Below are 25,104 nucleotides of genomic sequence, written 5' to 3'. Positions count from 1 at the left end.
CCAGCACGCCGGCGATCAGGATGCCGCCGTTGGAAATGAAGTCGTTGAAGCTGAAGGTGGTTGCGGCCCGGAGATTGACGTCCGGATCCTTGAGGCGCTGGAGCAGCCGCAGGCAGAGGTAATTCACGACGCCGGCGATCGCGGACATGACCATCATGGTAGGTCCGATGGGCTCGCTGCCCTGCACGTAGCGCCGTCCGACATCGATCAAGATGCCGCCCGCGAAGATCAGCAGCATGACGCCCGAAGCGACCGCGGCGCGTGTCTTCCATGTCTGGCCCCGGGTGAGCGCCACAAGGCTCAGCGCATACACAGCCGTATCGGACAGGTTGTCGACGCCGTTGGCGATCAGCGCGCTCGAGTCCGCGAAGAAGCCGGAAACGAAGAAGCCCGCAGCGATCGCCGCGTTCAGCAGCAGGACGATCCACAGTGTGCGGCGCTCCTGCCCGCCATTGTTGTCGTTGCCCGGGATCATCCCATCATCTCCTCAAGTGTCAGCAGGGCCAGGAAGCCGACGAAAAACATCGAGCTGATGAGCGGGGTGTCGGGTTTCTCGTGCGCCTCGACCAGCAACTCCTCCGTGACGAGGTAGAGCAGCGCCATCAGCCCGAAGCTGAGGAAGCCGGCGATCATCACCGGCGACAGCGCGGCGACCGGCACGGCAGCGAGCGCGCCGATCGGCAGCAGCAGGGCCAATGCCGAGACGATCACGATGATGCGCAAGCGCGAGCGATAGGTTTCCGCCAGCGCGTCGGTCAGCGTCAGTCCCAGAAATAACACTTCCAGAGTGAGCGCGATCGTCAGCAGGAGACCTGCCTTCTCGCCCGCCACGAAAGCGAGGCCGAGCACCAGGCCGTCGACCAGAATGTCGATGCCGATCGCGGCGAGTAGCGCCATCGGCCCCTTGAAGCGGGCCTCAAGAGCCTTGAGCCCCAGCATGGTCGCGACGCCCGCCGCCCCGCCGATCAACGTCGCGCTGGGCGATGCCTCATGCTTGACCTGCGGCAGGATTTCGGTCGCTGCCGCCGCGAACACGACGCCGGCAGCGAGATGCTGTAGGCCCGCCACGAGGCCAGGTTTCAACTTGGTGCGGCTCGCGACAATCGCGCCGAGCACGACCGCCAGCACAGGCGCAAGCGTATAGAGCAGTGCCTGCATTTCCTAGGACTCCTCCGGGGTTCGGTGGCAGACGCGGATCTTCCCGCGTCGCGTGAACGCGATCGATCCGCCCGCCACGACAGCCCGCGAATGGTCGCCGCGAAACTCGTCACCGGTTCGCTGCGCGCGCAGGATCTCGGTCCTGCCCTTCGGCAGCCAGGTGACGGCCATTTTCAAGCCGTCATCGATGAAGTCGACATCGGCGCGTGTGCCGTCGTCGCAGTACATGATGCGCTGCGCGATTAGTTTCGACGTCAGATGCTTTTCATGCGCCGGCTCGGTAGGCTGGGTCGGCGCTGGATTACACGCCCCTATAACCGCCCCGGAGACGAGAACGACGCCGAGGCGCGCGATCGCCAGACCGGCCCGATTCAGGCCGCACAAGGTTGTCACATTTGAAATCGACGTGTCAGACATCGGTCTCTTCCGACGAAGCGCCCTGTGGCGTTCGAAGGCAGGGCAGTTCATCGCGTGCCTTCCTGCCCGCAGATCCGGGTACGGCCATCGCCTTCCACGATGGTGAGCTGCGACCCCTTGAAGGTCGCGGTGGCTGTTTCGCCGACATATTGCAGGCCCTGCGCTGGCGCGGTCAGCATCATCGGCGGTCCCCCGTTGGAGCGCCGCAAATCGATCTGCAGGCCGTTGTCCTTGTAATCGACGAACAGCGGTTCCCCGTCGGAACAGCGATATCTATGCCGCCCCATTTCCCCGGTCGCCACGGCGCTGTCGGACGAATGGATCTGCTGCTCCGTTGGCGGGGCTGGCGGCTTTCTTTCCGAGCACGCCGCGAGCCCGACAACGAGGATGACGGCGGGCAGCACCCGCTTACAGTGCATCATCATCGCGCCTTCCTCCTGTAGCGGAAGGGGACGCGCTGACGATTGATAGCCCGGGCAGGCTGACCTACCCGCCAGCGGAGATAGGTTGCGAGGCGATCGTCAGATTCGACCATCAGGGATCGCAGGCGGCGCAACATCATCGCCGCGAACGGCAGGGAGAGCGCCCCGCGCAGCGTGCAGCTATGCGTTAGCCTGGTGCCGCCATCGTCCCCCGCCAGCTCGTACCGCTCTTCGAGCGTGAACAGATAGGGGATGCCGCAGGACCAAGCGAAGGCGTGCGGTTTATCGAATCGATCAATCCGTGCTGGCGTCCGAATTGGCCGGGTGATGCCCTGGATCGCAAAGGTGCATTCTGTGTCGCCGAGCCGGGACGGATCATCGAGAAATACGAGCGGACTCCACGCCCGGCGATGATCCGGATCGGTGAGTGCCGACCAGATGCGCAGTGGCCCGCCGTGAAGCATCGAGCTGGTTATGGTGCGAGGCATATCCCCATCTCCCAGAGATGGGCGGGGCGATCGCGGATCGCCCCGCCCATCCATCAGGCCAAGTTGTTCACGAAGGTCTGACCGTGGTCGTCCCCTTCATGCTCCTCATTGTAGTGCTCGGGTTTCTCGATCACTTTCTGCCCGAACCGGGCATAGAGTGTCGGCAGCACGAACAGCGTAAGAAGCGTCGCCGAGATCAGACCGCCGATGACGACCGTCGCCAAAGGCTTTTGAACCTCTGCGCCGGCGCCTTCGCCCAGCGCCATCGGCACGAAGCCGAGGCTGGCGACTAGCGCGGTCATGATGACGGGTCGCAGACGCTGCATCGCGCCAACATGCGCGGCTTCCTCGCGGCTCATCCCTGATCGGATCAGATCTTGGATCGAGCTGACCATGACGAGGCCGTTGAGGACCGCGATGCCCGAGAGGGCGATGAAGCCCACTGCCGCCGAGATCGAGAAGTCCATGCCCCGCAGGAACAGCAACAGGACGCCGCCCACCAGCGCGAAAGGCACGCCGGTGAACACGATCGCGGCGTCGCGGACCGATCCCAACGCCCCGTAGAGGAGCAGCAGGATCAAGATGAAGCAAGCCGGAATGACCAGCTTCAGCCGTTCGCTTGCCGATTGGAGGTTCTCGAACTGGCCGCCCCATTCGAGATAGGTGCCGGCAGGCAGCCGGAGTTGGCTGCCGATCGCCGCCTGCGCATCCGCCACGACGGATCCGACGTCGCGGCCACGCACGTTGGCTTGCACCACCACGCGCCGCTTGCCGTTCTCGCGGCTGATCTGGTTCGGACCATCGACCACCTTGATCTCGGCGACGCTGGACAGCGGTACATAGCCGCCGCCTGCCACCGGCACCTGCACCTGTTGGAGCAGGCCGATGTCGGCACGCTGCGCCTCCGACAGGCGGATCACCACGGGGAAGCGACGGTCGCCCTCGAAGATCTGGCCCGATGTTCGCCCGCCGATCGTCGCAGTCACGGTGTCCTGCACATCCTGAGCCGTAACGCCCAACCGCGCCATCGCGTCGCGGTTGACGCGAATGTCGAGCATGGGAAGACCGGTCGTCTGCTCCACCTTCACGTCCGCTGCGCCTTGCGTTCTGCGCAGCACCGCCGCGATTTGCTCGGCCGTCCGGTTCATCTGGTTGAAGTCGTCCCCGAACACCTTCACCGCGATGTCGCCGCGCACGCCGGCGATCAGCTCGTTGAAGCGCATCTGGATGGGCTGGGTGATCTCGTAGGCATTTCCCGGAATCTTCGCGAGATTACCCTCGATCCGGCTGACCAGCTCCTCCTTGGGAAGCTCAGGATCCGGCCAATCCTTGCGCGGCTTCAGGATGACGAACATGTCGGTCGCGTTCGGCGGCATCGGGTCGGCCGCCAGCTCGGCGGTGCCCGTCTTGGAATAGACGAATTGCACCTCCGGCTGCTTCGACATCATCCGCTCGATCGGCACCTGCATCGCCTGGCTCTGCTGGACCGACGTTGCCGGAATGCGGAGCGACTGGATCAGCAAATCGCCTTCGTCGAGCTGCGGCAGGAACACCGAGCCGAGCGTAGTGAAAGCAAGCGCCGCCACCACAAGGCTTCCCACACCCGCACCGATCGTCAGCGTCGGGCGCTTCATGGCCCGGTCGAGACCGGGTTCGTAGCGCTTCTTCAGCCACGTGATGATGCGGCCGTCCTTCTCCTCGACCTTCTTCGACAGCCAGATCGCAATCATCGCCGGCACGAAGGTGAGAGAGAGGATGAAGGCGAAGGCGAGCGCGATGATGACGGTCAGCGCCATCGGTCCGAACGTTTTACCCTCCACGCCGGTCAGCGTGAGCAGCGGTACGTAGACGAGGATGATGATTGCCTGCCCGTACACAGAGGGACGGATCATCTCACGCGCAGCGGCTGCCACGGTCGCGAGCCGTTCCTTGACGCTGAGCAATCGGCCTTCATGATGCTGTTGCTCGGCAAGCCGGCGCAGCGCGTTTTCGACAATGATGACGGCGCCGTCGACGATCAGACCGAAGTCCAAAGCCCCAAGGCTCATCAGATTGGCCGAGACCCCAGCGCGCAGCATACCAAAGCCTGTCAGCATCATGGTGATCGGGATGACCAACGCCGCGATCAGGGCCGCACGGAAGTTGCCGAGCAGCAGGAAGAGCACGACGATGACCAGCACCGCGCCTTCGGACAGGTTTTTCGCGACCGTCTTGATCGTCGAATTGACCAGCTCGGTGCGGTTCAGCACCGGCTGAATTACGACGTCAGGAGGCAGCGAAGCGTTGATCGTCTTCAGTTTCTCAGCGACCGCGGTCGACACGATGCGGCTGTTCTCGCCGATCCGCATGATCGCCGTGCCGACGACGACTTCGGTACCGTTCTCCGATGCCGAACCCATGCGGATCGCCTGACCCGTCTTCACAGTCGCAACTTGTTCGACCGTGATCGGCACGCCGTTACGTGTCGCGATCACGGTCCTGGCCAACTCGCTGGCATTGCGAACGAGCGCATCCGAGCGAACAGCCAGACCTTCGCCATTGCGATTGACGAAGCCACCGCCGACGCTGGTGTTATTGCGCTCCAGCGCATTTCCCAGGTCCGTCAGCGTGATGCCGAGCGAGGCCAGCTTCTGCACGTCGGGCACGACGAGGAACTGCTTGGCGTAACCGCCAATCGAGTCGACACCGGCGAGGCCCGGTGTGGTCTTCAGAAGCGGCGTCACGATCCAGTCCTGCGCGGTGCGCAGGTAGGTCGCCTTGTCCTCTTCGGTCGTCAGTCGCTCGCCCTCTGGCGTGATGTAGCTGCCATCGGGCTGTTGGCCCGGTTCACCGGGCTTGTGCTTGTCGTCCTCGCGATGATCGAGACGAACGGTGTACATGTACACCTCGCCCAGGCCTGTCGCGATCGGACCCATTTCAGGGTTCACGCCGTCGGGCAGATTCTCTTGCACGCCCCGCAGACGCTCGCCCACCTGCTGGCGGGCGAAATAGATGTCCGTCGCGTCCGAAAAGACCGCCGTGATCTGCGCGAAGCCGTTGCGGCTCAACGAGCGCGTATATTCCAGGCCGGGGGTGCCGGCGAGCGCGGTTTCGATTGGAAACGACACCTGCTTCTCGACCAGCTCGGGCGAGAGGGCAGGCGCGCGGACGTTGATCTGGACCTGATTGTTGGTGATGTCCGGCACCGCGTCGATCGGTAGCCGGTAGAGGGAAAAGGCGCCGATGGCGGCGACGATGACGGTGAGGAGCAGGACTAGCCAGCGCTTCTCGACCGCCCAGGTTACGATACGGGCGATCATGGCTTAATCCTCGTGGCTCGCTTCGCCCTTGCCGATCTCGGCCTTGAGCGTGAAACTTCCGGTGGTGGCGATCTGTTCGTTGCCGGTCAGGCCCGACCGGACGATCACCGTGTCGCCCGACGCATCGCCGAGCTGGACCGGGGTCGCCTTGAAGCCGGTGGGCGTGCGCACGAACACGACCGACTTGCCCTCGAAACTCTGGACCGCCGTCGTCGGCACGCGGACCGCCCCGCTCCCGCCGCTGCCCGTGAGCTGCACGGCTGCCGTCACAGGCTCGCCGACCCGCCATTCGCCACCGCGATTGTCGAGGGTGGCGAGCGCAGGCACGAGCCGCGTCTGCGGATCAAGCGCCGGCGACACGAAGGTCACGCGGGCGGTCGCCTGACGGCCTGCCGCCTTCACCAGCACCGTATTGCCGGGACGCACCCGGCCCGCATCCTCGGGCTTGAGATTAAGCGCGATCGACACCTGGCTCAGGTTGGCGATGCGATAGAGTTCGGCATCCGCCGCGACCGTTTGTCCCAGCGTCACGGGGCGCGCAATGATCTGGCCCGAGATCGGCGCGGCAATGCCGAGCCGGTTGAGCCCGCCGCCGCCGACACCCGCCGCCGAAACCATGCTCTGCGCCTGCGTCAGGGCGATCCGCGCCTCCGTCGCCGCTGTGCGGGCGGCGATCAGATCCTGTTCAGGGGAGACTCTCTGCGCGAACAGCCGCTGTTCGCGCGCGAGGTTCGAATTAGCGAGCTGAAGCCGCGCCCGCGCCGCCTCGACCTCGCCCTTGATCTGCGCCGCCTCGCGGCTTTCGATGACCGCAATGGTCTGGCCGCGTCCGACCGATTGGCCGAGGTTACGGGTGAGCGCGACCACGCGTCCCGCAATTGCGGCCGAGACGACCTGCGTTCCCTGTGGGTCGCCCTCGATGATCGCGGGCAGCTCGATCGTCCCGGCCCCGCCGATGATCGGCCGTCCGACCTGGACGCCCGCTGTGGCGATCTGGTCGGCACCCAATGTGACGACGCCTTCACCGGCATGACCGCCTTCAGCACCGCCCTTTTCCGTGCCCGCTGCCGTCTCATTGGCAGCTGCGCCTTCGGCAGTTGCCTCGTTTCCGCCATCCTTGCCGCCGCAGGCAGCCAAGAGCAGGGCGAGCGACGCCGCGCCCGCGAGATAAAAGCTCTTCATCACTGATTCCCCCCATTGGGCGCACGAGCGGTCAGTCGCTCCACTTGCGCGCGGGCATTCTGGTAATTGGCAAGCGCGTCGATCGCGGCGACCCGCGTTTCGGCGAGCGTGCGTTCAGCATCGAGCAATTCGAGCTGGCCGAACTTGCCCTCGCGATAGCCGATCCGCGCGATGCGGGCGGCCTCCTGTGCAGCCGCCAGCGCCGGCCCCGACGCCGCACGAGCCGTCGTTGCGGCATTGGCCGCCTGCGCCTGCGCGTCCGTGATCGCCTGTTCGATGTCGAGCGCGGTCACGCGGCGCTGCGCATCCGCCTGGGTCCGCTGCGCGGTCGCCTGCGCAATCGCGGCGCGACCATTGTTGAACACCGGGATCGGGATCGACACGCTGAACACCGCCGCCATGTCGTTGGTCGCTTCCAGGCGGCGGATCGACGGCCCGACGTTCAGGTCAGGCACGCGATTGGCGCGCGCGAGCCGCACGCCGGCTTCGGCAATGGAGAAATCCGCGTTGGCTGCCGCCAGCGCGAGTGTGCCGGTCGTGTTGACCGGTGCCAACGGCCCATAGACGTTCACACCGGGAAGGCGATCGAGCAGCGTGTCATCGAGCAGGCCGTCGATCGGCCGTCCGATCCGACGCGCCAGATTGGCGCGGGCCGCCTCGGCCAAGCGAAGCTGCCGCTCCACATTGGCGTCGGCATTGATACGCGCGACATCCGCGCGCTGTTGCTCGAGTGGCGATGCCCGCCCTGCCTGCACGCGAACGCTCGCGGCCCGCAGCGCATCGCTGGCGATCCGGGCCTGATCGCGGGCTGTCATTACCCGGCGATCGGCCGCGACCGCTTCGACATAGAGCTGCGTTACCTGAAGCCGGACATCCGCCGCGATGATCGCGGCCTGGATCTCGGCCCGGGACAATTGCGCATTGGCGACCGCGACGCGGGCGCCGCGCTTGCCGCCTAGCTCGATCGGGATCGCAAAGCCGACCGTGGTTTCCGCGCTGCGGACCCCCCGATACGGCCCGGAGCCGATGACATTCTCGACTTGGCCTTGAACCACCGGATTGGGCCGCAAGCCGGCGACTGTGCGACCTGCACGGGCCGCGTCGATTCCAGCTGTCGCCGCTTCCGCAGCAGGGGCCGAACCGCCCGCTGCACTGACCGCTTGGTCAAGCGTGTAGACCGGCGCATCCTGCGCAACAGGCGCGGACGGTCCGACCTGCGCCTGCGCCATCGTGGCGCAAGACGCTGCGGCCAGCATGGCCGCGAAGATACGATTCATGAAAATAGGACTCCTGACGATGATCGACAGGGGCGCGCCAACGCACGCCCAAATCGGACGTCAGGCTTGGGGGGGCCTCAAATGGACCATGCCGGTGCGGCCGTCGAGCGACGCAGAGGCGGAGATTGTCGGCTTGGGCACTGTGAGGACGGGGGTATATTCCATCGTCGTGCGCGCAGGCGCGCCGACGTCGTGTCCGTGACAATAATTGTGATGATGCGGGACATTCTTGTCCGAGTCCGATGGCACCTGATCGATGTCACCGGCGGTATGGACCGTGAACTCAACGCCCGCGATGCTTCCCCCCGCCAGATCGGCGGCATGGGCCATGCCGGAGAAGCTGGTCAGGACCAGCATCAGGCATGTCAGGAAAGGCAAAAAGGCTCGCACTAGCTTGCCTCTATCACGGAAGGGTTTTCATGTCATTGCACTAATTCGAACCAAGGGTCACTGAGCCGGAACCCGAGCGGGATCGGTCGCGCCCGTTCCAGGCGAACCCGACCGCAATGGCGACCGCCATCAGGAGTTGCGCCAGCACCGATTGCCAAGTGGGAAACACGCCGAGCATCGACAGCCGTGGCACGTCCGCGAGCGGTGCGATGTTGATAAGGCCGGCTTCCTGGAGCGCGGCGACGCCTTTACCCGCCAGCACGACGGTCAGGACCGCCATGAGCCAGGAGCTATAGCGGAAGAACTGCGCGATCGGCAGCTTGCGACTGTAGCGAAGCATGGCCCAAGCGATCAGGCTGAGCAGTCCAATCGCCGACCCGGCCCCCGCGAGAAGCATCCCGTTGTCACCTTGCGCCGAAAGCGCGGCATAGAACAGGATCGTCTCGAAGACCTCGCGATAAACTACGACGAACGCCAGCCCGAACAGGAACCAGCCCGACCCGCCCGAGAGCGCCCGCGACATCTTCTCGCGAATATAGCGCTGCCACTGATCGGCCTGCGCCTTGCCGTGCATCCAAATCCCGACCGAGAGCAGCACGACCGCGGCGAACAGCGAGCCAAACCCTTCCGTCAGCTCCCGGCTCGCACCGCTGATCCCGATCGCATAGGTGGCGACCGCCCAGGTGATCCCGCCCGCGATGATCGCGCTGACCCAGCCGCCATGCACGTACCGCAGCGCCTCGCCGCGCTCGGCTTTACGCAGGAACGCGATCATGGCGACAACGATGAGCAGGGCTTCGAGCCCTTCACGCAGCAGGATCGTGAACGCGCCCAGGAACGTGGACGCTTCGGTGGCGGCATCAGGCGCGAGCGCCGCTTCCGCATCGTCGAAAAGGCCGCCCAGTACTGCGACCTTCTCCGCGAGATCATCGGGCGACGCGCCCCGGTCGATCGAGGCGCGGAACTCCCCCATCGCGCCCTCGATTCGACCCATCAGCGTCGCGTCGCGCGCGGTGAGTGTTGGCTCGATCGGCTCGAACCCATCGAGATAGGCCGACAGCGCCAGCTCTTTCGCCATGCGCGCATCGCCGCGCCGCGCAGCCGCCACGCTTTCGGCGAGTTTGGCGCGGGCGACCGCGAGCGAGCCGGGAGCCTGTTGTATCACCTGTTCGGGATGACGACGCAGGAACGCGAGCACTGGGTCAGCCTTGGCGTCGCCGATCGCCGCGCCGAGCGCGGCCGGGGTGAGCGCGACCAGGGTTTTCAGGTCCGGAATGCGCCGGCGAAGGGTCGGGTCGGATTTCCAAAGCCGCTCGCCTTCGCGCGCCTGCGCATCCGTGAAGGCGAAGCTCCCGGCTCGGAATGCTAACGCCCAGCGCTGATCGTTGGGCAGATCGGCGAAGCTCTGCATCGCGGTCCCGTCGATGCCTTGCGTCACCACCTGATAGAGCGCGAACACGCTGCGCTGGCGCGCGCGCTCGGCATCGGTGAAAGCAATCGGGGGCGTAGCGAGCTTGGCGGCGTCAGGGCCACGGCCGTTGCCCGTCATCCCGTGGCAGGACGCGCAGGATTGTCGGAACAGGGCATCGCTGGAGACGAGGTTCGGAGCCTTATCGGGCGCGAGCGGCACCGGGTAGGCGCGCAACAGATCGGCCGCGAGCCCGTGCGCCAATGTTGCCACCTGTTCAGTCGGTCCCTTTTCCGCGATCACCGCCTGGAGGTTGGCAGCCCGCTGGATGAGGGCTTGACGCTCCGGCTTCGCCGGCAGGCCCTGAAGCCGTGTCGAGACCGACGCGGCGAACTCCGTCATCTCGGCATATTCCGACGTGCTCTTGATCCGACCGTTGGCGACCGCGCCGCCATAATCGACGGCCATATAGTCGAGCAGCCGCCATGCGGTTTGCACGTCGCCGGGTTCGGCGATTGCCGCAGCAGGGATCAGCAGCGCCGCGAGCGCGGAGAGCAGCCGCAACGAGAGCATTGCCCGGATCAACGCGAGCAGACGCACTACCGCTCTCCCAATTCGCGCCGAGCGCCAGTGACGATTTCATAAGCGGAGTGGAGGAACAGGAGGGCGATGAGGCCGGCGACGGCGAGGTCCGGCCAGGCGCTTCCTGTCCACGCCACCAGACCGGCCGCGGCGATCACCGCCACGTTGGCGAGCGCGTCGTTGCGGCTGAACAGCCAGATCGCGCGAACATTGGCGTCCCCTTCCCGGAAACGCGCAAGCACCAAGGCGGACACGACATTGATCGCGAGCGCGACAACGCCGATTGTGCCCATCAGTTCGGCATCGGGCGCGGTTGCGTTCAGGGCGCGCCAAATCGCGAAACCGATTACGCCCACGCCAAGCGCACCGAGAAACAACCCCTGCGTCAGCGCGACCTTTGCCCTCGCCCGTGCGGACCAGGCAAGCGCGAGAAGACCGATAAGGCTGATCGACCCGTCCCCGAGAAAATCGAGGGAATCCGCTTTCAGCGCTTGGCTATCGGCGATGAACCCGCCGAACAGCTCGGCGACTCCGAAGCCGAGGTTGAGCACCACGACGGTCAGCAGCGCACGGCGATAGGCCGGATCGGTTTGCGCGCGCGCGGGCTCCCCGTGGCACCCGCAGCTTTCGGTAGAAGCATTCATGCGGCCTTCCTTACCACCTCCAGTCGCTGTAGAAGCAAGCGAAATGTGCGACACGTTCGCATAAGCAAGGATGGCATGATGAAGCCGGTGATGATTGGGCAGCTCGCCAGCGAGACCTCGACGAAGGTGACGACGATCCGCTTTTATGAGTCGATCGGGTTGCTCCGATCCGCCCCTCGCACGGCGTCGGGTCGCAGAACCTACGATGCCAGTGACATTGAGCGTTTGCACTTCATCCGCAACGGTCGCCGGCTTGGCTTCTCCGTCGACGAGATCCGTTCGTTGATGGGGCTGGCGCAGAACCCGGACCAGGATTGTGGTGCCGCCTCAGCTATCGCTGCTCAGCACCTCAAGGATGTGGAGGAGAGACTGGCGCAACTCGCGGTGTTGCGGGATGAGTTGGCAATGCTCAGCCAGAGCTGCACCAAGGCGCGCATGGCCGATTGTCGGATCATGAAGGCGATCGGCAAAGGCCACCCTCAAGCCGATCAATAATAATCGGCCAGCCTGAGCTCGCGCACATCACCCGAGGCCATCGTCAGCTTTACGAGGGTGCCAGCAGGCCGGGAGCGCACTTGCCAGAGCTCCCCACGCGTATAGTTCGCATCGATCGAATGGCCGTTCACCGCCACGATCCGGTCGCCGACCGCCCAGCCAGCCTTTTCCGCGGGACTGTTCGCCGCCACATGAACAACGGTGAGCGCCGTTGGTGAGGCTGCGAGGCCAAGGCCGCTACGGTCCTTCAGCATCGGCAGGCGACGACGAGGACCGAGTGGCCGGAGCCACACGAATCCGGCGGTCACGTCGAACACCACGTCGAATTGAGCGATCAGCGGTAGGCCGACATTGCCAACCGTGCTGGTGGAGAGCCAAGCTCTCATCCCGAGTGTGGGGACGTTCGAGACGCCAAGCCCTTCGATGTTGATGTTCTGGATCGTGAAAGCATCGTTGATACGCACACCATCGACGCCGCCGATCGCCGCGGTCGAGACGAGCTTCCCGTTCAACAGCCCTTGATCGCGGGCATAGGCCGACGAGAGCATCAGCGCGGCCGAGCTGCCAAGATCGATCATCAAGGGCACGGGAGGCAAACCCGAGACGGAAGCTCGAATGAACAGCTCCTGCTTGGCACCGCGCCCGAGCGCGACAGCGCGCCAGTCGGGACCGGCGAGAAACGTGCCTGACTTGACGACCGCCATACGCCTTTTCGCGAAATCGAGCGCGATGCAGCTACCCGTGAACATATCGGCACCGAGGAGGATATCGATCGGTCGTCCGAAGGCCGCCGACACTGAACTCAGATCACCAACGACGGCAAAGGGTAAGCGACGGGTTTCGCGGGCGAGCTGTACGTCGATGTCGCGGACCAGCAGCACCGGGGCCTTGGCGCTCAGCCCGCTAATCATGCGCCGCTCACCATCGTTCAAGCCGAGCTTCGCCGCGAGCGCCGTGCTCATGATCGACGCGCCGCTGCCACTGTCGAGCACCGCCCGCACCGGCACTCCGCGCACTTGTGCCGAAACAAGGAGGGTATCACCCGTGCCGACTTCCAGCGGCTCCCATTCGAGGTGAGCCGCACCGAAGTTCCACGAGCCCGCAGACCGGGAAGTCTGTCGCGCGAGCGTTGGAGAACCGAGCACCAAGCCGGTTCCACAGGCCACCAGCCGCGCCACTAATGAGCGTCGAGACATACCGATTGCTTCAACACGGGCCGTCAAAAAGCCACCTCCAGCCCCCCGTCCGCAGGAGAGCAAATTGCGGTTACATGCTCCAGCCACTGGAGGAGCAAGTGCTTTTGGTGCGCCCGAAAATCCTCAGAAGCGCTTGGAGAACTTTAGATGAAGGATGGTGCAGACCGCTTAGATGCCTTCCCGATAACGAACGGTTCCGGGGGACGCTGGGCCGATCGGGACCGCGAACGGTGTAAACGCTCGCGCTAAGTGGCGGCATTCTGATCGCGCTATTTGTCGGCGAGCGTCGCTACGCGACTACCGGCTTGGTCTCGGCCGATCGCACATAGGCGTAGAGTGTTGGCTTGGAGATGCCGAGCATCGAGCAAATCTTGGCGATCGGCATCGTGTTCTCGTGGTAGAGCCTGACGGCCAGGTCGCGCTTGTCCTTGCCGAGTGCGGCCGGCCGGCCACCCTTCTTGCCGCGAGCGCGGGCTGCGGTGAGACCGGCCTGGGTCCGCTCGCGGATCAGGTTGCGCTCGAACTCCGCCAATGCCCCGAACAGGTGGAAGGTAAGCTTGCCCGACGTGGTGGTCGTGTCGATCGCCTCGTGCAGGCTCAGCAGCCCGACCTTTTCCTCGTCGAGGTAGGTCATCCATCCGATCAGATCACGGAGCGAGCGGCCGAGCCTGTCGAGGCGCCAGACCACCAGTGTGTCGCCGGCGCGAAGCAGCTCCTTCACCTTTTCCAATCCAGGGCGAGCGGCAGTCGCCCCGGAGGCCTTGTCGGTGATGACCTTCTCGCAGCCGGCAGCCTTCAGCGCATCACGCTGGAGGTCCAGGTTCTGCTCGGCGGTCGATACGCGGGCGTAACCGATTTTCATGCGTAGGGCCGGTGGCGCCCCGATCGGGCGCGGTTTGGGAAGAAAGTCGTCATCGGCAGGTCTATGTTGCCCTAGTTTTCTTTACCGGGTAGATTTACGTCGAACAGGCCGGTTTGGCAACGCGAGCGGACTCGCATGGCGATGGGCAGGCAAATCTCCGTTTTCCTTACCTGCGACACGGACCGTCGGCGGTGACGCATCCGGCGCTTGTCCCGCCGCTGGCGATCGAGCGCTACCGCGTCCTTGAACCGCACCTCGCCGATGGCATCCCGCTCGCGGACCTCGCCCGCACCGGCACGCTGAGCGAGCGGACGTTGCAGCGCTGGCTCGGGCGCTACCGTGCCGAAGGACTTGCCGGTCTCGCGCGTCTGCCGCGCAACGATCGGGGCAGGCTGCACCTGCCGGAACATCTGGTCGAACTGACCCGCACTCTCGCCACCAAGCGCCCGCGACCCCCGGTCGCCGCCATTCACCGAAAGGTGCAGGAACTCGCCATCGCGCATGGACACCGAACCCCCAGCTATGCGGCCGTCGCGCGTGTCGTCAGGGCGATACCGGCAAGCCAGATCGCCGCAGCCTCCGATCCGGCCGTCTACCGCGACCAGCACGAGCTAGTGCATCGGCGCGAAGCCGCGACCTCGAACGAGATGTGGCAGGCCGATCATACCGTTCTCGACATTCTCGTGCTCGATGATGCCGGAACCCCGGTGCGTCCTTGGCTGACCGTCATCGTTGACGATCACAGCCGAGCCATCGCCGGTTACTTCCTCAGCCTCGATGCCCCCAGTGCCCTCAACACGGCGCTCGCCTTGCGGCAGGCGATCTGGCGCAAGCCCAATCCCGAATGGATCGTCAGCGGCATTCCCGAACAGCTTTACGTCGACAACGGCTCGGATTTCATCTCCGAGCATATCGAGCAGGCGTGCATCGCCCTCAAAATCCGCCTCATCCATTCGCTGCCGGGGCGTCCTCGCGGGCGCGGCAAGATCGAGCGGCTGTTCCGCACCATCAACGACATGTTCCTGCCCGACCTGCCCGGCCACCTGATCGCGGGCAAGCCGCTGTCGGCGCCAGTGCTCACGCTCGACGAGCTGCGCGCCCGCTTCGAGGCGTTCGTGTGCGGCGTCTATCATCGTCGCCCGCATGGCAGCACCGGCGAACCGCCGATCACGCGCTGGCAGAAGGGCGGGTTCCTGCCCGCAATGCCCGACAGCCTTGAACAGCTCGACATGCTGCTCGTGCACGTGCCCAAGCCCCGTAAAGTGCTGCGCGACGGCATCCGTCTGATGGGCAGGCGCTATGTCGAACCCACGCTCGCGGCCTTCGTCGGCGAGCAGGTCGAGGCGGTCTATGACCCCCGCGACCTGACCGAGATCCACGTCTACCACCAGGGCCGGTTCGTCTGCCGTGCGCTCAGCTCCGAGCACGCTGGGCACCCGTCGTTGCGCGCGATCCAGCGCGCCCGGCGCGGCGCGAAGGAGCGCGACAAGCAGGTGCCTGCCCCCACGGAGACCTTCGATGGCGACCAAGAGGATACGGCTTCCCGGCCCACCACCTACCGAGGGCTCCGGCTCTACGCCGCTGACGATTGAGTTCCTGGTCGAGCAGCCGTTCCTGGCGACCCGCGAACATGCCCGGTTCGTCGAGTTTGCCGAAGCCTGCGCGCACTACCGCTATATCGGCGTGTGTCATGGCCGGCCGGGCGTCGGAAAGACGCGATCGGCGCGCGAGTTTTCCAGCTTCCCCGACCTGGGGGAATATGCCGCGCTCCGTCCCATTGCCGCGCTCCTTGGCGAAAAGGTCGCTCGCTGCCGCGCCGTCTTCTACACCGTGTCGGTCAGCAACACGCCCAAGACGATCGACGCGGTGTTGGGCCTCAACCTCATTAAGCTGGGCTATGCCCGGCTGACGGTCGCGGGCGGCTCGCAGGACGAAATCACCCATGACGCCGCCCGCATCGCCTGCCCCCTCGTCATCGTCGACGAGGCCGACCGCCTGACCATAAAGTCGCTCGAACATCTCCGCGACATGGCCGATCGCCACGGCTTCGGGCTGATCCTGATGGGTATGCCGGGCTTGGAGAAGCGCCTCGCCCGCTATGCCCAGCTCTACTCGCGGATCGGCTTCGTCCACGAGTTCAAACCGCTTACCGAGACCGAAATGCGGCTGCTGCTCGCGACCCACGCCGGCGATTTCGGGATCAGCTTCGACCCGGCCCAACTCGACGCGATCGAAGCGCAGGCAGCCGTGATCCGCATCACGCGCGGCAACTTCCGGCTCATGGAGCGCCTGTTCGCGCAGATGCGGCGGATCATGACCCTCAACCGCGTCGAGGAGGTCACCGCTGACATCGTTCAGGCCGCGCGCGATTGCCTCGTCATCGGACCCGGCAACTGACAAATAGCGCGATCAGAACGCCGCCATTTAGCGCGAGCGTTTACACAGGATAAGATCCATACCGTTTCCGGAACCACTTTCTTGTTTCCTCTTCGAAATTGGACTGTGCTGATGAGTTTGAGCGATGGTGGCTTCGCTCATACACTACGCGCTACCAGGCCCCTGCCCGTTTCTTAGGCTTAACGTTGTAGCTCAAGACCCCGGGGGCTCAGCCTCCCTTCTCCGGTTCTTGCCGCTGCGCAAATCCCTCGATCTACCTGCCGCCGTCGTGTGGTCGCACGGCATCATCCAAAGACCTATTTAGGCCGTCATGACTAGCCAATCTTCGCCATAAGGCGCCCCGCCGCCCCCTGCTCTGCCGCGAGATTGCGATTATAAGCGAGCGGCATCCGCGGCGACTTCCACCGCAGCGCGTCCATGATGCCGGCCAAATCCTCCCCGCTGGCGAACAGGTCCTGATTGAGCCCGATCCGCGTCGAGTGCGCACTGATCCCCTTCAGCAACCGCGCCAGATCGTCCGCCGTCAAATCGGGCAGCGCGCCACGGTCGAACGCGCGGCCGATGATCGACCGAAAGATTGGTCCGATCGAGCCCGGGTGCAGCGCCACGGTGCCGATGTCATATTCGACGCGCGCCTTCACCGCCGGCTTGGACAGCGTCTTGCGCAGATCCCACGTCTCCCGGCCCGAGATGCTGTCGATCGGCCGACCGCGCACGGCTGCCCGCGCCTTGTAGCGCCGCACCTGCACCCGCCGGAACAGCGGCCCTGTCGTGATCCCCGCCGCTTCGGTCCACGCCGCGATCGCCGCGACGGTGCGCGGGCTGAGGTAGGCGGTCGCCCCCTCCCCGTCTTGATCGCCCTTATGACGCAGAATCTGCAGCAGCCGCGCTTCGGGATCGATCGCCTCCTCAATATGCTCAATGGCGACCGCCACCAGTTCGGAGGCGCGCAGCCCGGTGTCATAAGCGGCCGATAGCAGCGCCCGATCACGCAGCCCCGGCAGATCCTCGCCACAACTCTCGAGCAGCGCGCGGATGTTGAGCCCCCGCGCCTTGTCGCGCTCGACGTCGCGCACCGGGCCCTTGAACCGCAGCGGCCGCGCCTGCTTCTGCGCAGCCCCCTTCTCGCGGCGCACCGTCTGGAGCCGCAGCTTCACCAGCGGCGCCGGCGTCGGATCCTTGAGCTCGAGCAGCTGGTGGATCTTGGCGATAGACGCCTTGTAGCGGGATAGCGAGGCCGGCCGGCTCCCCCTCCCGGCCCGCGCGTCGAGATAATCGGCCACGGTCTCGGGCGTGGCCGGCAGCGCGATCCGGTTGTTGCGCCTACACCACGCATCGAACGCCTCGACGTCGGACTTGAGCGCACGGATGCTATGGGGCGATGAAGCGGCCTGATAGGCGGCGATCAGGCCCTCGTTGACGGTGATGCGCTCGCCGGCGCGCATCTGCACGATCGTCCACGCAAGGTCGGCCGGCGCCCTGACGGCCGGCAGGACAGCCTCAGGCGGCGCTACGGGGATTTCTGGCCCTTCCCGGGCGGTTTCGGTGCTCACGACGCGCCTCGCTCCTCAGCCGCGCTTGTAGCCCACCTTATAAAGAACGGTCAAATCTGCTTATGTGATAAGTGCAATTATCGAATGTCCACTTTCGGGAGGTCACGGATGTAGAAACGAACTGCTGACTTTGGTTTCCCGCCATGGCATTGTCGCCATCCTATGACGCGGACAGACAACCTGCGCGCCGACGACAGCCTGCTCCTGCTCGGGCGCCTCGATGGCCGATTGCACGGTAGTCCATGCGCCGACATCTTTCTCGCGCGCTCGCGCCTGGAAGGCGCCACCGTCCTGGCCGGCCTCGCCGGCGTGCCGATCGCGGTGCGCGACCTGCAGGACTGGATCGCCGGCCGCACACCCCCTCCCCGCGCTTCCGAAGGCCTCAACGATCCGATCTCGGTTGCCGCCGTCTTCCACCTTGCGCTCAGCCGCGACGAGGATCTCAAGGATTCGCTCGGCCGCGCCACGCTCAACGTGCTCCGTACGGTACTCGATGACCGCACCGAGGCGAAGGTTTATGCGGCCGAAGACTTGGCGCACTTCGGGCCGATGTGGCGACAGCTGCGAACCGTGGCGGACGCCCCCTTCCCTTCCGGTGACCTCCTCTCTGTCGCCAACCGCATTTTCCAGCTGTTCGCGCTGACCGAACCAGCGGCACCAGGCAGCTGGGATGTCGTCAGCGTCGATGGTCGCGCTCTCGAGCTGCCTCCCCGTGGACGCGATCGAAACTGGCTGATCGCCGCCGCCGTACCGCGGATGCTGTGCCGCGCTGGCTTCACGACCCGCGTGATCCCCTCGTTCATCCTGATGTCCAAGTTTCTGCCCCCCTCCCCCGCCGATCTGGCAGAGACCTTGGCCCAGGCGATCGGTCGGACGGCGCATGCTGGCTTGCGCGACCTCGACGCGATCGAGCGTGCGGCGTCGCGCATCCAGACCGATCTGGCCGTCACGAAGCGGAGCAAGGCCCCTCTCCTTGCCCGCCTGCAGCTTGCCTATCCGGGCCTTCAGCCGGCCGCTGTCGCGCGCCTGTTGAAGGTCACCCCGCAAGGCGCGCGCAAGCTACTCGCCTCACTTGCTCATCCCTCTTGAACCACAGACACCGTGCAATCCAAGCCACAGAACCCTCCGTCCCGGCATCACTTCATCCCGCAGTTCCTCCTCGACCAGTGGAAGGATGGCGACACCCTGCTGCGCTATCGGCGCAATCGGATCGGGGAGATCGAGAGCAGTCCTGCATCACCCAAGAGCGTCTGCTTCGAGCGGGACCTGTACAAGACGATCGGGTTCCCGCCCGAGCATGCCCAGCAGATGGAAACCCTGTTCATGCAGGTGATCGATGACGCTGCGGCCAAGGTTCACGCGCTGCTCCTCGACGGCAAGGTCAACTCGCTCAGCGACGCGCAATGCTCGGATTGGGGCCGGTTCGTCATGTCGCTGTGGTTCCGGACACCGCTGGATATGCGCGGCATGAAGGACGCCGTCGGCGCTCTCGCAAGCGCAGAGGCCGCGAAGTCCGTGCTGCGCGGCGAAGATGGGGCGCTGCCGCCCGAGGCCGTGAGCGCGCTTCAGATGGAAGTCCTGCGCTTGGTCATCGACGACGCGGATCGCGGACGAGCGTTCATCAACATGGACTGGCGCATAATCAAGACGAACAATCGCCGGGAATTGTTCGTCTCCGATTGGCCGCTCGACGTGCCGGTCAGCTTCGCCTGGCTTGGTAGTGCCTCGTCCTATGTCACTCTTCCGATCGGACCGGAGACCCTCTTCGTTGCTGCCGGGTCCACTACGCTGGCAAATCGGATCGTGAGCCTACCCGAGCGAGAACTGATCACGCGGCAGAACCGGTCGACCGTGGGACATGCCCAGGCGTTCGTAGGCGCGAGGACGCGTCAAGCCGGCGACTTCATCCGCGCGAACTTCGGCCTGCGAAGCCGCCACTCCGTGACGCAGAGCACCGCCGACAAATATAAGCGGGACGCCATATAAGGCGGCGACCTCGCCAGACGCCGCGCTCCATCACCCTACGACAGCAGCCCCTCGATCGCCTTCAAAAGCTCGGCGGGCGACGCCTCAGCCTTCGGCGGCACCTTGATCGTCAGCCCCCCTCCCCGCGCCTTCGTATAGCGCAGGATGACCTTGCCCCCCTTGCCGGTGATCTCCTTCTCGGCGGCAGCCTTCACGGCTGGCGCGACAGTCGCCTTCACGAGCCGCTTCGCGACTTCCGGCCCGCTCAGCTTCAAGCCTTTCTGGCTGCGCTCTTCCTCGATGCGTTCAGCCTCTTCGCGCATCTTCGCCAGCGCCTTCGGATCTCCGGTAAGCGGCTTGATGTCACGCGCGACGCGTACCGTGATGTCGTGCGTATCGGAGAACGCCGCGACAACTGGTTCGGGCAAGCGCGCAACGTCGAGAAGCCGGCTCAGCCACGACTTGGAAAGGTTTAAATGCTCGGCCATCTGCGACTGCGAGCCCTCGTAGAACTCCGCGAGCGCCACCGTATATTCCTTGGCCCGCTCCCAATCCGAGATGTCCTTACGCGAGCGGTTCTCGACATCTGAAACCCGGAACGCCTCCTCGTCCGTGACACTCTGGATCGTCACCAGATACTCGAACTCCGGGTGGTGATGCGCTCGCAGCCATTTCACCGTCCACCAACGGCGGACGCCGGCGATGATCTCGAAGTCGAAGTTCGGGTCATCTTTCAGACGCCGAACGATAGCGGGGATCCGTTGCTTCTTGGCGGAGAGGAAGGAGTCGATGAGATCGCGGCAGCTATCTTCGTTCAAATGATCCAGATCGCGATTGTGCATCCGCCATGGGCGGCACCGCTCCGGATCGACCCACTCCGTCCGGTCGGCGACCGTTTTCCCCGTCGCGATGCGCGCGAGCGTCTGGCTGCGACTTGCCATGATGCCGTCCGCAGGGGTCGCCTTATCGAGGTTCTCCTCGTCGTCGAGCCCCTCTGTGAACATCGAGCCGAAGCCCTTGTTGCCCTTGCTCATCGGCCCGTTTCTCCTTCTCTCTTGCCCTCGCCGACGGGTGCCAACAGGCCAGAGTTGCCACGTGGCAACTGCGCCGCCCCCAGGCGCTTGCACTGACGTTCCTGCCGTGTGCGATCTGACATGGTATTCCTACCTAACATATTGCTTCTATTGGGTTCTTCCACTTTGTTGTCACGTGGCAACTCGGTGATCCGGCTTCGTCTCACTCCCCGATTGCCCGTGCTCGCCGACGTGAGAAATATCGGAGTTGCCACGTGGCAACTCTCCCTAAATTCGGCCCCCTGCCCTGCTCGCCCAGGTGCGCAGAACGTCCTGCTCAATATCCTGGCAAACGTCGCTGAGATGCTTCATGCAGCGGTTGTAGACCTCGTGCGACGTGACGGGCTTGTCGAGTTCGAAAACGGTTTTCATCCTGGAGCTGGCATTGTCGATTTCGGCGCTGGTGACCATCACCGACTGCGTCATTGAGCCACCGAAGACCTGCCGCATCATCGACAGTATCTCCCGGTGCATCGACTTGCTCTCGTCCACGCGGCTGCCGACCAGCCGGATGAAGTTGTAGGCCGGCCTTCCCCGCCCCGCGAGTTGCTCGAGCTGCTTCATCGTCGTTCGCGTCATGTCGATGAAAGATACCGTCGAGGCGAAGTCGACAAGGCTCGGCGGCACCGGAATGACCATGCAGTTAGCGGCCTGGAGCACAGCCATCGACACCATGCCCAATGCCGGCGGCGGGTCCATGATCACGACGTCATAGTCATCGACCACCTCATCAATGGCCTGCGCGATCAGGTCGATGATCTCCATGTTCTGATTTCGCGCCATGTGCCCGGCGATCTCATACTCGAGATTATAAAGTCGCAGGTTCGACGGGATCAGGTGGAGGTTGTGAAAGTGCGTCTTGCGGATAATCTTGCGAACGCCAAGCAGCTCCGGATTGTGAAAATGCCCGTAAAGCGTGTCTTCCTCGTCGAGGTCCACGTCGGGGCGATAGCCGAACATCATGGTTGAAGACGCCTGGCTGTCGCAGTCGATGAACAGGACCCGGTAGCCCTTGATGGCAAAATGCTGGGCGAGATGCAGCGCGATCGTCGACTTGCCGACGCCCCCCTTGAAGTTGCAGACCGAGATGATCGCCGGGGTATCGGTTGGCTCGCGCCAGGGACGCGTTCCAAACACCTCGCGCATATGATCAAGCTCTTCGAGCGTATACTGCAGCCTATGCCCGGAGCCCGTCCGCCCTCGAGCGGGGAGGCGGCCGTCGCGCTCCGCTTCCCGGACAGCAGATGCCGTCCGCCCGACCAGTGCAGCAGCTTTCGAAATCGGGAAGGTCGGACCCTTCTTCTGACCGGTTTCGGGATCAACCGCGCTGTCACGAATGCGCTTGAGGATCGTCAACGACTTTCTGTGGAGCACGTCCAGACCACCTTCGATGAGGTCGTCCGGCTGTGCTAGGGAGGGGTCGGTAGCCATCTCAGTCCGCTTCTGTGGGTTTGATGCGCCATGATAGCCACGTTGGCAGTTTCGAGCAAGGAAATGGCCACCAGACTTACAAGTTGACCGATGATCTCCGAGCCCCTTGCGCATGTGCGCGCTTTCTGGCCAATCGGCGGCGGCTGCGACCGATGATCTCCGTGCCTTTGCGTGTTGCTGCAAAGTCTGGCGCTGGGATTGTGGCGACAAACGGCTACCTGTGGATAACCACCGATGATCTCGGTACTTTGCGATGATCTCGGTGCGTATCAGCGATGATCTCGGTGCGAGCCGACCGATGATCTCAGAGCCCATACCTATTACTAGAATCACCCTATAAAAAACCGATTCGCGAATCGTTTTGATTTTTCGATTTTGGGTGAAGGAGGGCAGGGGGAGGCCGCAGAACGGCACCGACATCATCGGTGTTTCTGCAACTCTCGCGGCCTTTTCCCCTCCCAAACTGCCAACGGGGTTGATTTCACGCCTCAAACCTGTTGAGACATGCCCATCACAGCCCCCGGTCGATTCGGGGGGAAGGGCAGACCATGAATGGGGATCAGCATAGGCCGCTGGGGCATCAGTACGCACTAGCCATGCTCAACGGCGGCGAGGAGAGCGTCCGCAAGCTCGCCACCACCGCCGGCACCCAGCTCACCTTGGACGCATTCCTGCGCGTCCAGGACGAAGAACCGGTTCCTGCCTTCCTCCACTCCGCGCTTTGTGCGATGTCGCTGCCAACCAAGCGGCCCAAGGACGACACTCAGCCCATCGTCCGTGAGGACGGCAAATATGCGCTGGCCATCAATCCCAGGCCAGTGCTTCAGAATGTCGACGGCAAGTCCGTCATGCGAAGCCTTGGTGTGCCTTATGGCGCCTATCCACGCGTTGCCCTGATCTACCTCCTCTCTCAGGCGGTCATGAAGCAATCGCGGGACGTTTATCTTGGCCGCAATTTCACCGAGTGGATGCGCCGCCTTGGCTACCAGACCGTGTCTTATGGACCACGCGGGACGGCCAACCTGATGCGAGAGCAGGTGGATCGGCTGCTGGCGTGCGAGTGGCAGATCCGCTGGGACGGCACCGACACGGAAGACAACGCCTTCGCTGTCCGGGACGTCAAGATTTCCAACGAATATGCCGGTTCGCTCGACAAGAACGGCTCATTCGCGCGCGAAATCCGTATGTCCGAGGCGTTCTACTCGCACCTCATCGACCATGCCGTGCCACTCAATGAGATCGCCATCCGCGAGCTCAAGGGTACGCCAACGGCGCTCGATCTCTACACTTACCTTGCCTACCGACTCCCGCGGATTGGATCCGACAAGGGCCAGGTTATCTCATGGGACCAGCTCGCCAAGCACCTTGGCAACGAGGCCGACAGCAAGCGCTTCCGACAGACCGTCCGCGAAACCATGCAGATCGTGTCGGCGGTCTATCCCAACGCAAATGTCGATCTCTCCGGGCGGAAGGTCATTCTTCATCCGTCACCGGCACCGCTGGAGCGCAAGCTCGTGGGGCCGCACCTTCGACTCGTCGGGGGCGAGGCTCCGAAAACGGCACCGAGATCATCGGTCAAACCGGCCCATGCAGCGAAGTCCGCGCCCGCGAAGGACGATGCGCCGACTCTTCCGTTCCCCGCCGGGTCTCTCTCATACGGCACGCGTGAGGCCGTCTTCCGCCAGATCGCGCTGACCAAGGGCCATCCGTGGTCAGTGGATGACATGGCGGCTGCATTCCGCAAGGGATGCCCCGATTTTAGCCGGCCGCGCACCGATTCAGAGTGGCTGCGGATCTGGGAGAAGTTCGTCGTCGCCTATGCTGAACGCCGCGCGAATCGAAGCGACGACTAACCGATGATCTCCGAGCCGTTCGCGTTGAGGCGAGCGCAGGCTGAATCTGTCTCCAAGTCTCAGACCGACCGAAAAGAGGAAAGGAGGGGCCGAGCGTGTAAGCAGGAGGTAGAATTATGCCGCTTACAGCCAGACGGCCATCGCAGGAGATAGTCGACATTGTCGGGGCCCTGGGCGGCACGTGGAGCGGCAATGTCGCGATGTGCCGCTGTCCCGCACACAGCGATCGCGATCCAAGCTTGTCGATTCGGCAAGGGGATCGCGGCATTCTCGTCACCTGTTTCGCAGGATGCTCGCGCGAAGACGTCCTGCGTGAACTGCGCCTTGTTCGCCCGGGTCGCCATTATCCGCCACCCGCCTTGGCGGACTCGCCGCGGCCGATGAACGTCGAAAGAATCTGGAATGAGGCGGTCGACGTTCCGGGCACCCTTGCCGAGCGCTACCTCCAGTGCCGGAACCTCCTCCCACCACCACGCGATCTTCGCTTCCATCCGCGTTGCCCTTACCTGCCCAAGCCGAAGACGATCTTCGAACCCGCTCTCCTGGTAGCGGTGCGCGAGGGAAACCGTCTGGTCGCAATTCAACGCATATTCCTGAACCCCGACACCGCCCATTACACGCGCAAGGTCATGCTTGGCGCCCCGGGGCACGGCGCTTGGCGGGGCGGGGCAGGGGGCAACACCCTTGCCATCGCCGAGGGCTTTGAGACGGCCGACGCTTTCGCGCGCCTGAGCAACCTCCCGTGCTGGGCTTCACTCGGCGCACGTCGGCTCAACCAGCTCGTCATTCCGCCCACGGTCACAACGCTCCTGGTCGCCGAGGACAACGATTCCGAAGGGCACAGGGCAGCCGAAAGTGCCCAAGCGCATTACGCCCGGTCGGTGTTGATTGCCACTGAGAGTTGACCCGGGATTTCCACCGAGAAGTGACCCGCCTGAAGGTTATGTTTCGGATATCATCGGTGGGTCAAGATGGGGTTTTCTCCTTTCGGGATTTGCCCTGCTGGGCAGAG

Annotated in this window: 23 protein-coding genes; 7 read left to right on the top strand and 16 right to left on the bottom strand. The window is 64.3% G+C overall.

The genetic code is table 11. From position 1 onward, the window contains the following. From BV95_RS19775 to BV95_RS19725, 11 genes are all read right to left on the bottom strand, one after another. The coding region (locus BV95_RS19775) for a cation efflux transmembrane domain-containing protein (protein WP_037456203.1) at positions 1–475 on the bottom strand (475 nt) is incomplete at its 3' end. Beyond that, complete coding sequence (locus tag BV95_RS19770) at positions 472–1,158, bottom strand: ZIP family metal transporter (RefSeq protein WP_037456202.1); 687 nt, start codon at positions 1,156–1,158, stop codon at positions 472–474. The genes BV95_RS19775 and BV95_RS19770, both read right to left, overlap by 4 nt. A gap of 3 nt (positions 1,159–1,161) precedes the next feature. Further along, positions 1,162–1,575, bottom strand: coding sequence for a hypothetical protein (locus BV95_RS19765; RefSeq protein ID WP_004212881.1), 414 nt, complete (start codon positions 1,573–1,575; stop codon positions 1,162–1,164). Between the two features lie 47 nt (positions 1,576–1,622). Beyond that, a complete protein-coding gene (locus BV95_RS19760; protein ID WP_037456200.1) occupies positions 1,623–2,000 on the bottom strand; it encodes a hypothetical protein in 378 nt (125 codons plus the stop codon). Beyond that, positions 1,997–2,485 carry an SRPBCC domain-containing protein gene (locus BV95_RS19755; RefSeq protein WP_004212879.1) on the bottom strand — a complete coding sequence of 163 codons (489 nt, stop codon included), beginning with the start codon at positions 2,483–2,485 and terminating at the stop codon, positions 1,997–1,999. Before BV95_RS19755 ends, BV95_RS19760 begins: the two co-directional genes overlap by 4 nt. A gap of 53 nt (positions 2,486–2,538) precedes the next feature. Continuing rightward, positions 2,539–5,784 carry an efflux RND transporter permease subunit gene (locus tag BV95_RS19750; protein ID WP_004212878.1) on the bottom strand — a complete coding sequence of 1,082 codons (3,246 nt, stop codon included), beginning with the start codon at positions 5,782–5,784 and terminating at the stop codon, positions 2,539–2,541. A gap of 3 nt (positions 5,785–5,787) precedes the next feature. Then, the gene (locus BV95_RS19745) at positions 5,788–6,966 is read right to left on the bottom strand and encodes an efflux RND transporter periplasmic adaptor subunit (RefSeq protein WP_004212877.1); all 1,179 of its coding nucleotides are present in this window, start codon (positions 6,964–6,966) and stop codon (positions 5,788–5,790) included. Next, the gene (locus BV95_RS19740) at positions 6,966–8,243 is read right to left on the bottom strand and encodes a TolC family protein (RefSeq protein ID WP_037456198.1); all 1,278 of its coding nucleotides are present in this window, start codon (positions 8,241–8,243) and stop codon (positions 6,966–6,968) included. The genes BV95_RS19745 and BV95_RS19740 overlap by 1 nt, the downstream gene beginning before the upstream one ends. A gap of 60 nt (positions 8,244–8,303) precedes the next feature. After that, positions 8,304–8,600 (bottom strand): hypothetical protein, encoded by a 297-nt coding sequence (locus BV95_RS19735; protein ID WP_007406840.1) that lies wholly within the window; start codon positions 8,598–8,600, stop codon positions 8,304–8,306. Positions 8,601–8,673: 73 nt separating this feature from the next. Beyond that, the gene (locus tag BV95_RS19730) at positions 8,674–10,641 is read right to left on the bottom strand and encodes a cytochrome c/FTR1 family iron permease (protein WP_004212871.1); all 1,968 of its coding nucleotides are present in this window, start codon (positions 10,639–10,641) and stop codon (positions 8,674–8,676) included. Further along, on the bottom strand, positions 10,641–11,267 hold the full coding sequence (locus BV95_RS19725) for a cation efflux transmembrane domain-containing protein (protein WP_004212870.1): 627 nt from the start codon (positions 11,265–11,267) through the stop codon (positions 10,641–10,643). Before BV95_RS19725 ends, BV95_RS19730 begins: the two co-directional genes overlap by 1 nt. 78 nt (positions 11,268–11,345) lie before the next feature. On the opposite strand from BV95_RS19725, the gene BV95_RS19720 reads away from it, so the two are divergent. Further along, complete coding sequence (locus BV95_RS19720; protein WP_004212867.1) at positions 11,346–11,762, top strand: MerR family transcriptional regulator; 417 nt, start codon at positions 11,346–11,348, stop codon at positions 11,760–11,762. On the opposite strand, the gene BV95_RS19715 is transcribed toward BV95_RS19720, so the two are convergent. After that, the gene (locus tag BV95_RS19715) at positions 11,756–12,958 is read right to left on the bottom strand and encodes an aspartyl protease family protein (RefSeq protein ID WP_013039112.1); all 1,203 of its coding nucleotides are present in this window, start codon (positions 12,956–12,958) and stop codon (positions 11,756–11,758) included. The two genes, BV95_RS19720 and BV95_RS19715, sit on opposite strands and share 7 nt — an antisense overlap. A 289-nt stretch (positions 12,959–13,247) precedes the next feature. Further along, a complete protein-coding gene (locus BV95_RS19710) occupies positions 13,248–13,820 on the bottom strand; it encodes a recombinase family protein (RefSeq protein WP_037456197.1) in 573 nt (190 codons plus the stop codon). 191 nt (positions 13,821–14,011) lie between these two features. Here BV95_RS19710 and BV95_RS19705 point away from each other — a divergent pair, with 191 nt between their 5' ends. Then, positions 14,012–15,412, top strand: coding sequence for a Mu transposase C-terminal domain-containing protein (locus BV95_RS19705; RefSeq protein WP_004212864.1), 1,401 nt, complete (start codon positions 14,012–14,014; stop codon positions 15,410–15,412). Continuing rightward, positions 15,339–16,217 (top strand): AAA family ATPase, encoded by an 879-nt coding sequence (locus tag BV95_RS23290; RefSeq protein ID WP_009824028.1) that lies wholly within the window; start codon positions 15,339–15,341, stop codon positions 16,215–16,217. Before BV95_RS19705 ends, BV95_RS23290 begins: the two co-directional genes overlap by 74 nt. A 314-nt stretch (positions 16,218–16,531) precedes the next feature. On the opposite strand, the gene BV95_RS19695 is transcribed toward BV95_RS23290, so the two are convergent. Then, positions 16,532–17,770: a site-specific integrase gene (locus BV95_RS19695; RefSeq protein WP_037456196.1), complete on the bottom strand. Its 1,239-nt coding sequence runs from the start codon at positions 17,768–17,770 to the stop codon at positions 16,532–16,534. Between the two features lie 162 nt (positions 17,771–17,932). Between BV95_RS19695 and BV95_RS19690 the strand changes: the two genes are divergently transcribed. After that, positions 17,933–18,859, top strand: coding sequence for a hypothetical protein (locus BV95_RS19690; protein WP_007406383.1), 927 nt, complete (start codon positions 17,933–17,935; stop codon positions 18,857–18,859). A gap of 12 nt (positions 18,860–18,871) precedes the next feature. Then, on the top strand, positions 18,872–19,756 hold the full coding sequence (locus BV95_RS19685) for a DUF4238 domain-containing protein (RefSeq protein ID WP_037456194.1): 885 nt from the start codon (positions 18,872–18,874) through the stop codon (positions 19,754–19,756). Between the two features lie 35 nt (positions 19,757–19,791). Here BV95_RS19685 and BV95_RS19680 read toward each other — a convergent pair whose 3' ends face one another. Together BV95_RS19680 and BV95_RS19675 are read right to left on the bottom strand one after the other, a co-directional pair. After that, entirely contained in the window at positions 19,792–20,769 is a 978-nt protein-coding gene (locus BV95_RS19680; protein WP_007406427.1) for a ParB/RepB/Spo0J family partition protein, read from the bottom strand. Positions 20,770–21,036: 267 nt separating this feature from the next. Beyond that, positions 21,037–22,239 (bottom strand): AAA family ATPase, encoded by a 1,203-nt coding sequence (locus tag BV95_RS19675; RefSeq protein ID WP_037456192.1) that lies wholly within the window; start codon positions 22,237–22,239, stop codon positions 21,037–21,039. A 548-nt stretch (positions 22,240–22,787) separates the two neighbouring features. On the opposite strand from BV95_RS19675, the gene BV95_RS19670 reads away from it, so the two are divergent. Both BV95_RS19670 and BV95_RS19665 read left to right on the top strand, forming a co-directional pair. Continuing rightward, positions 22,788–24,092 carry a replication protein RepA gene (locus tag BV95_RS19670; protein WP_037456189.1) on the top strand — a complete coding sequence of 435 codons (1,305 nt, stop codon included), beginning with the start codon at positions 22,788–22,790 and terminating at the stop codon, positions 24,090–24,092. A gap of 116 nt (positions 24,093–24,208) precedes the next feature. After that, complete coding sequence (locus BV95_RS19665) at positions 24,209–24,997, top strand: DUF7146 domain-containing protein (RefSeq protein ID WP_234703253.1); 789 nt, start codon at positions 24,209–24,211, stop codon at positions 24,995–24,997. Positions 24,998–25,104 lie beyond the last annotated feature (107 nt).

Source organism: Sphingobium chlorophenolicum (assembly GCF_000722875.1).
GTDB lineage: Bacteria > Pseudomonadota > Alphaproteobacteria > Sphingomonadales > Sphingomonadaceae > Sphingobium > Sphingobium chlorophenolicum.
Note: the sequence above shows the minus strand (reverse complement) of the source record. Positions and strands in the feature narration are given on the sequence as shown.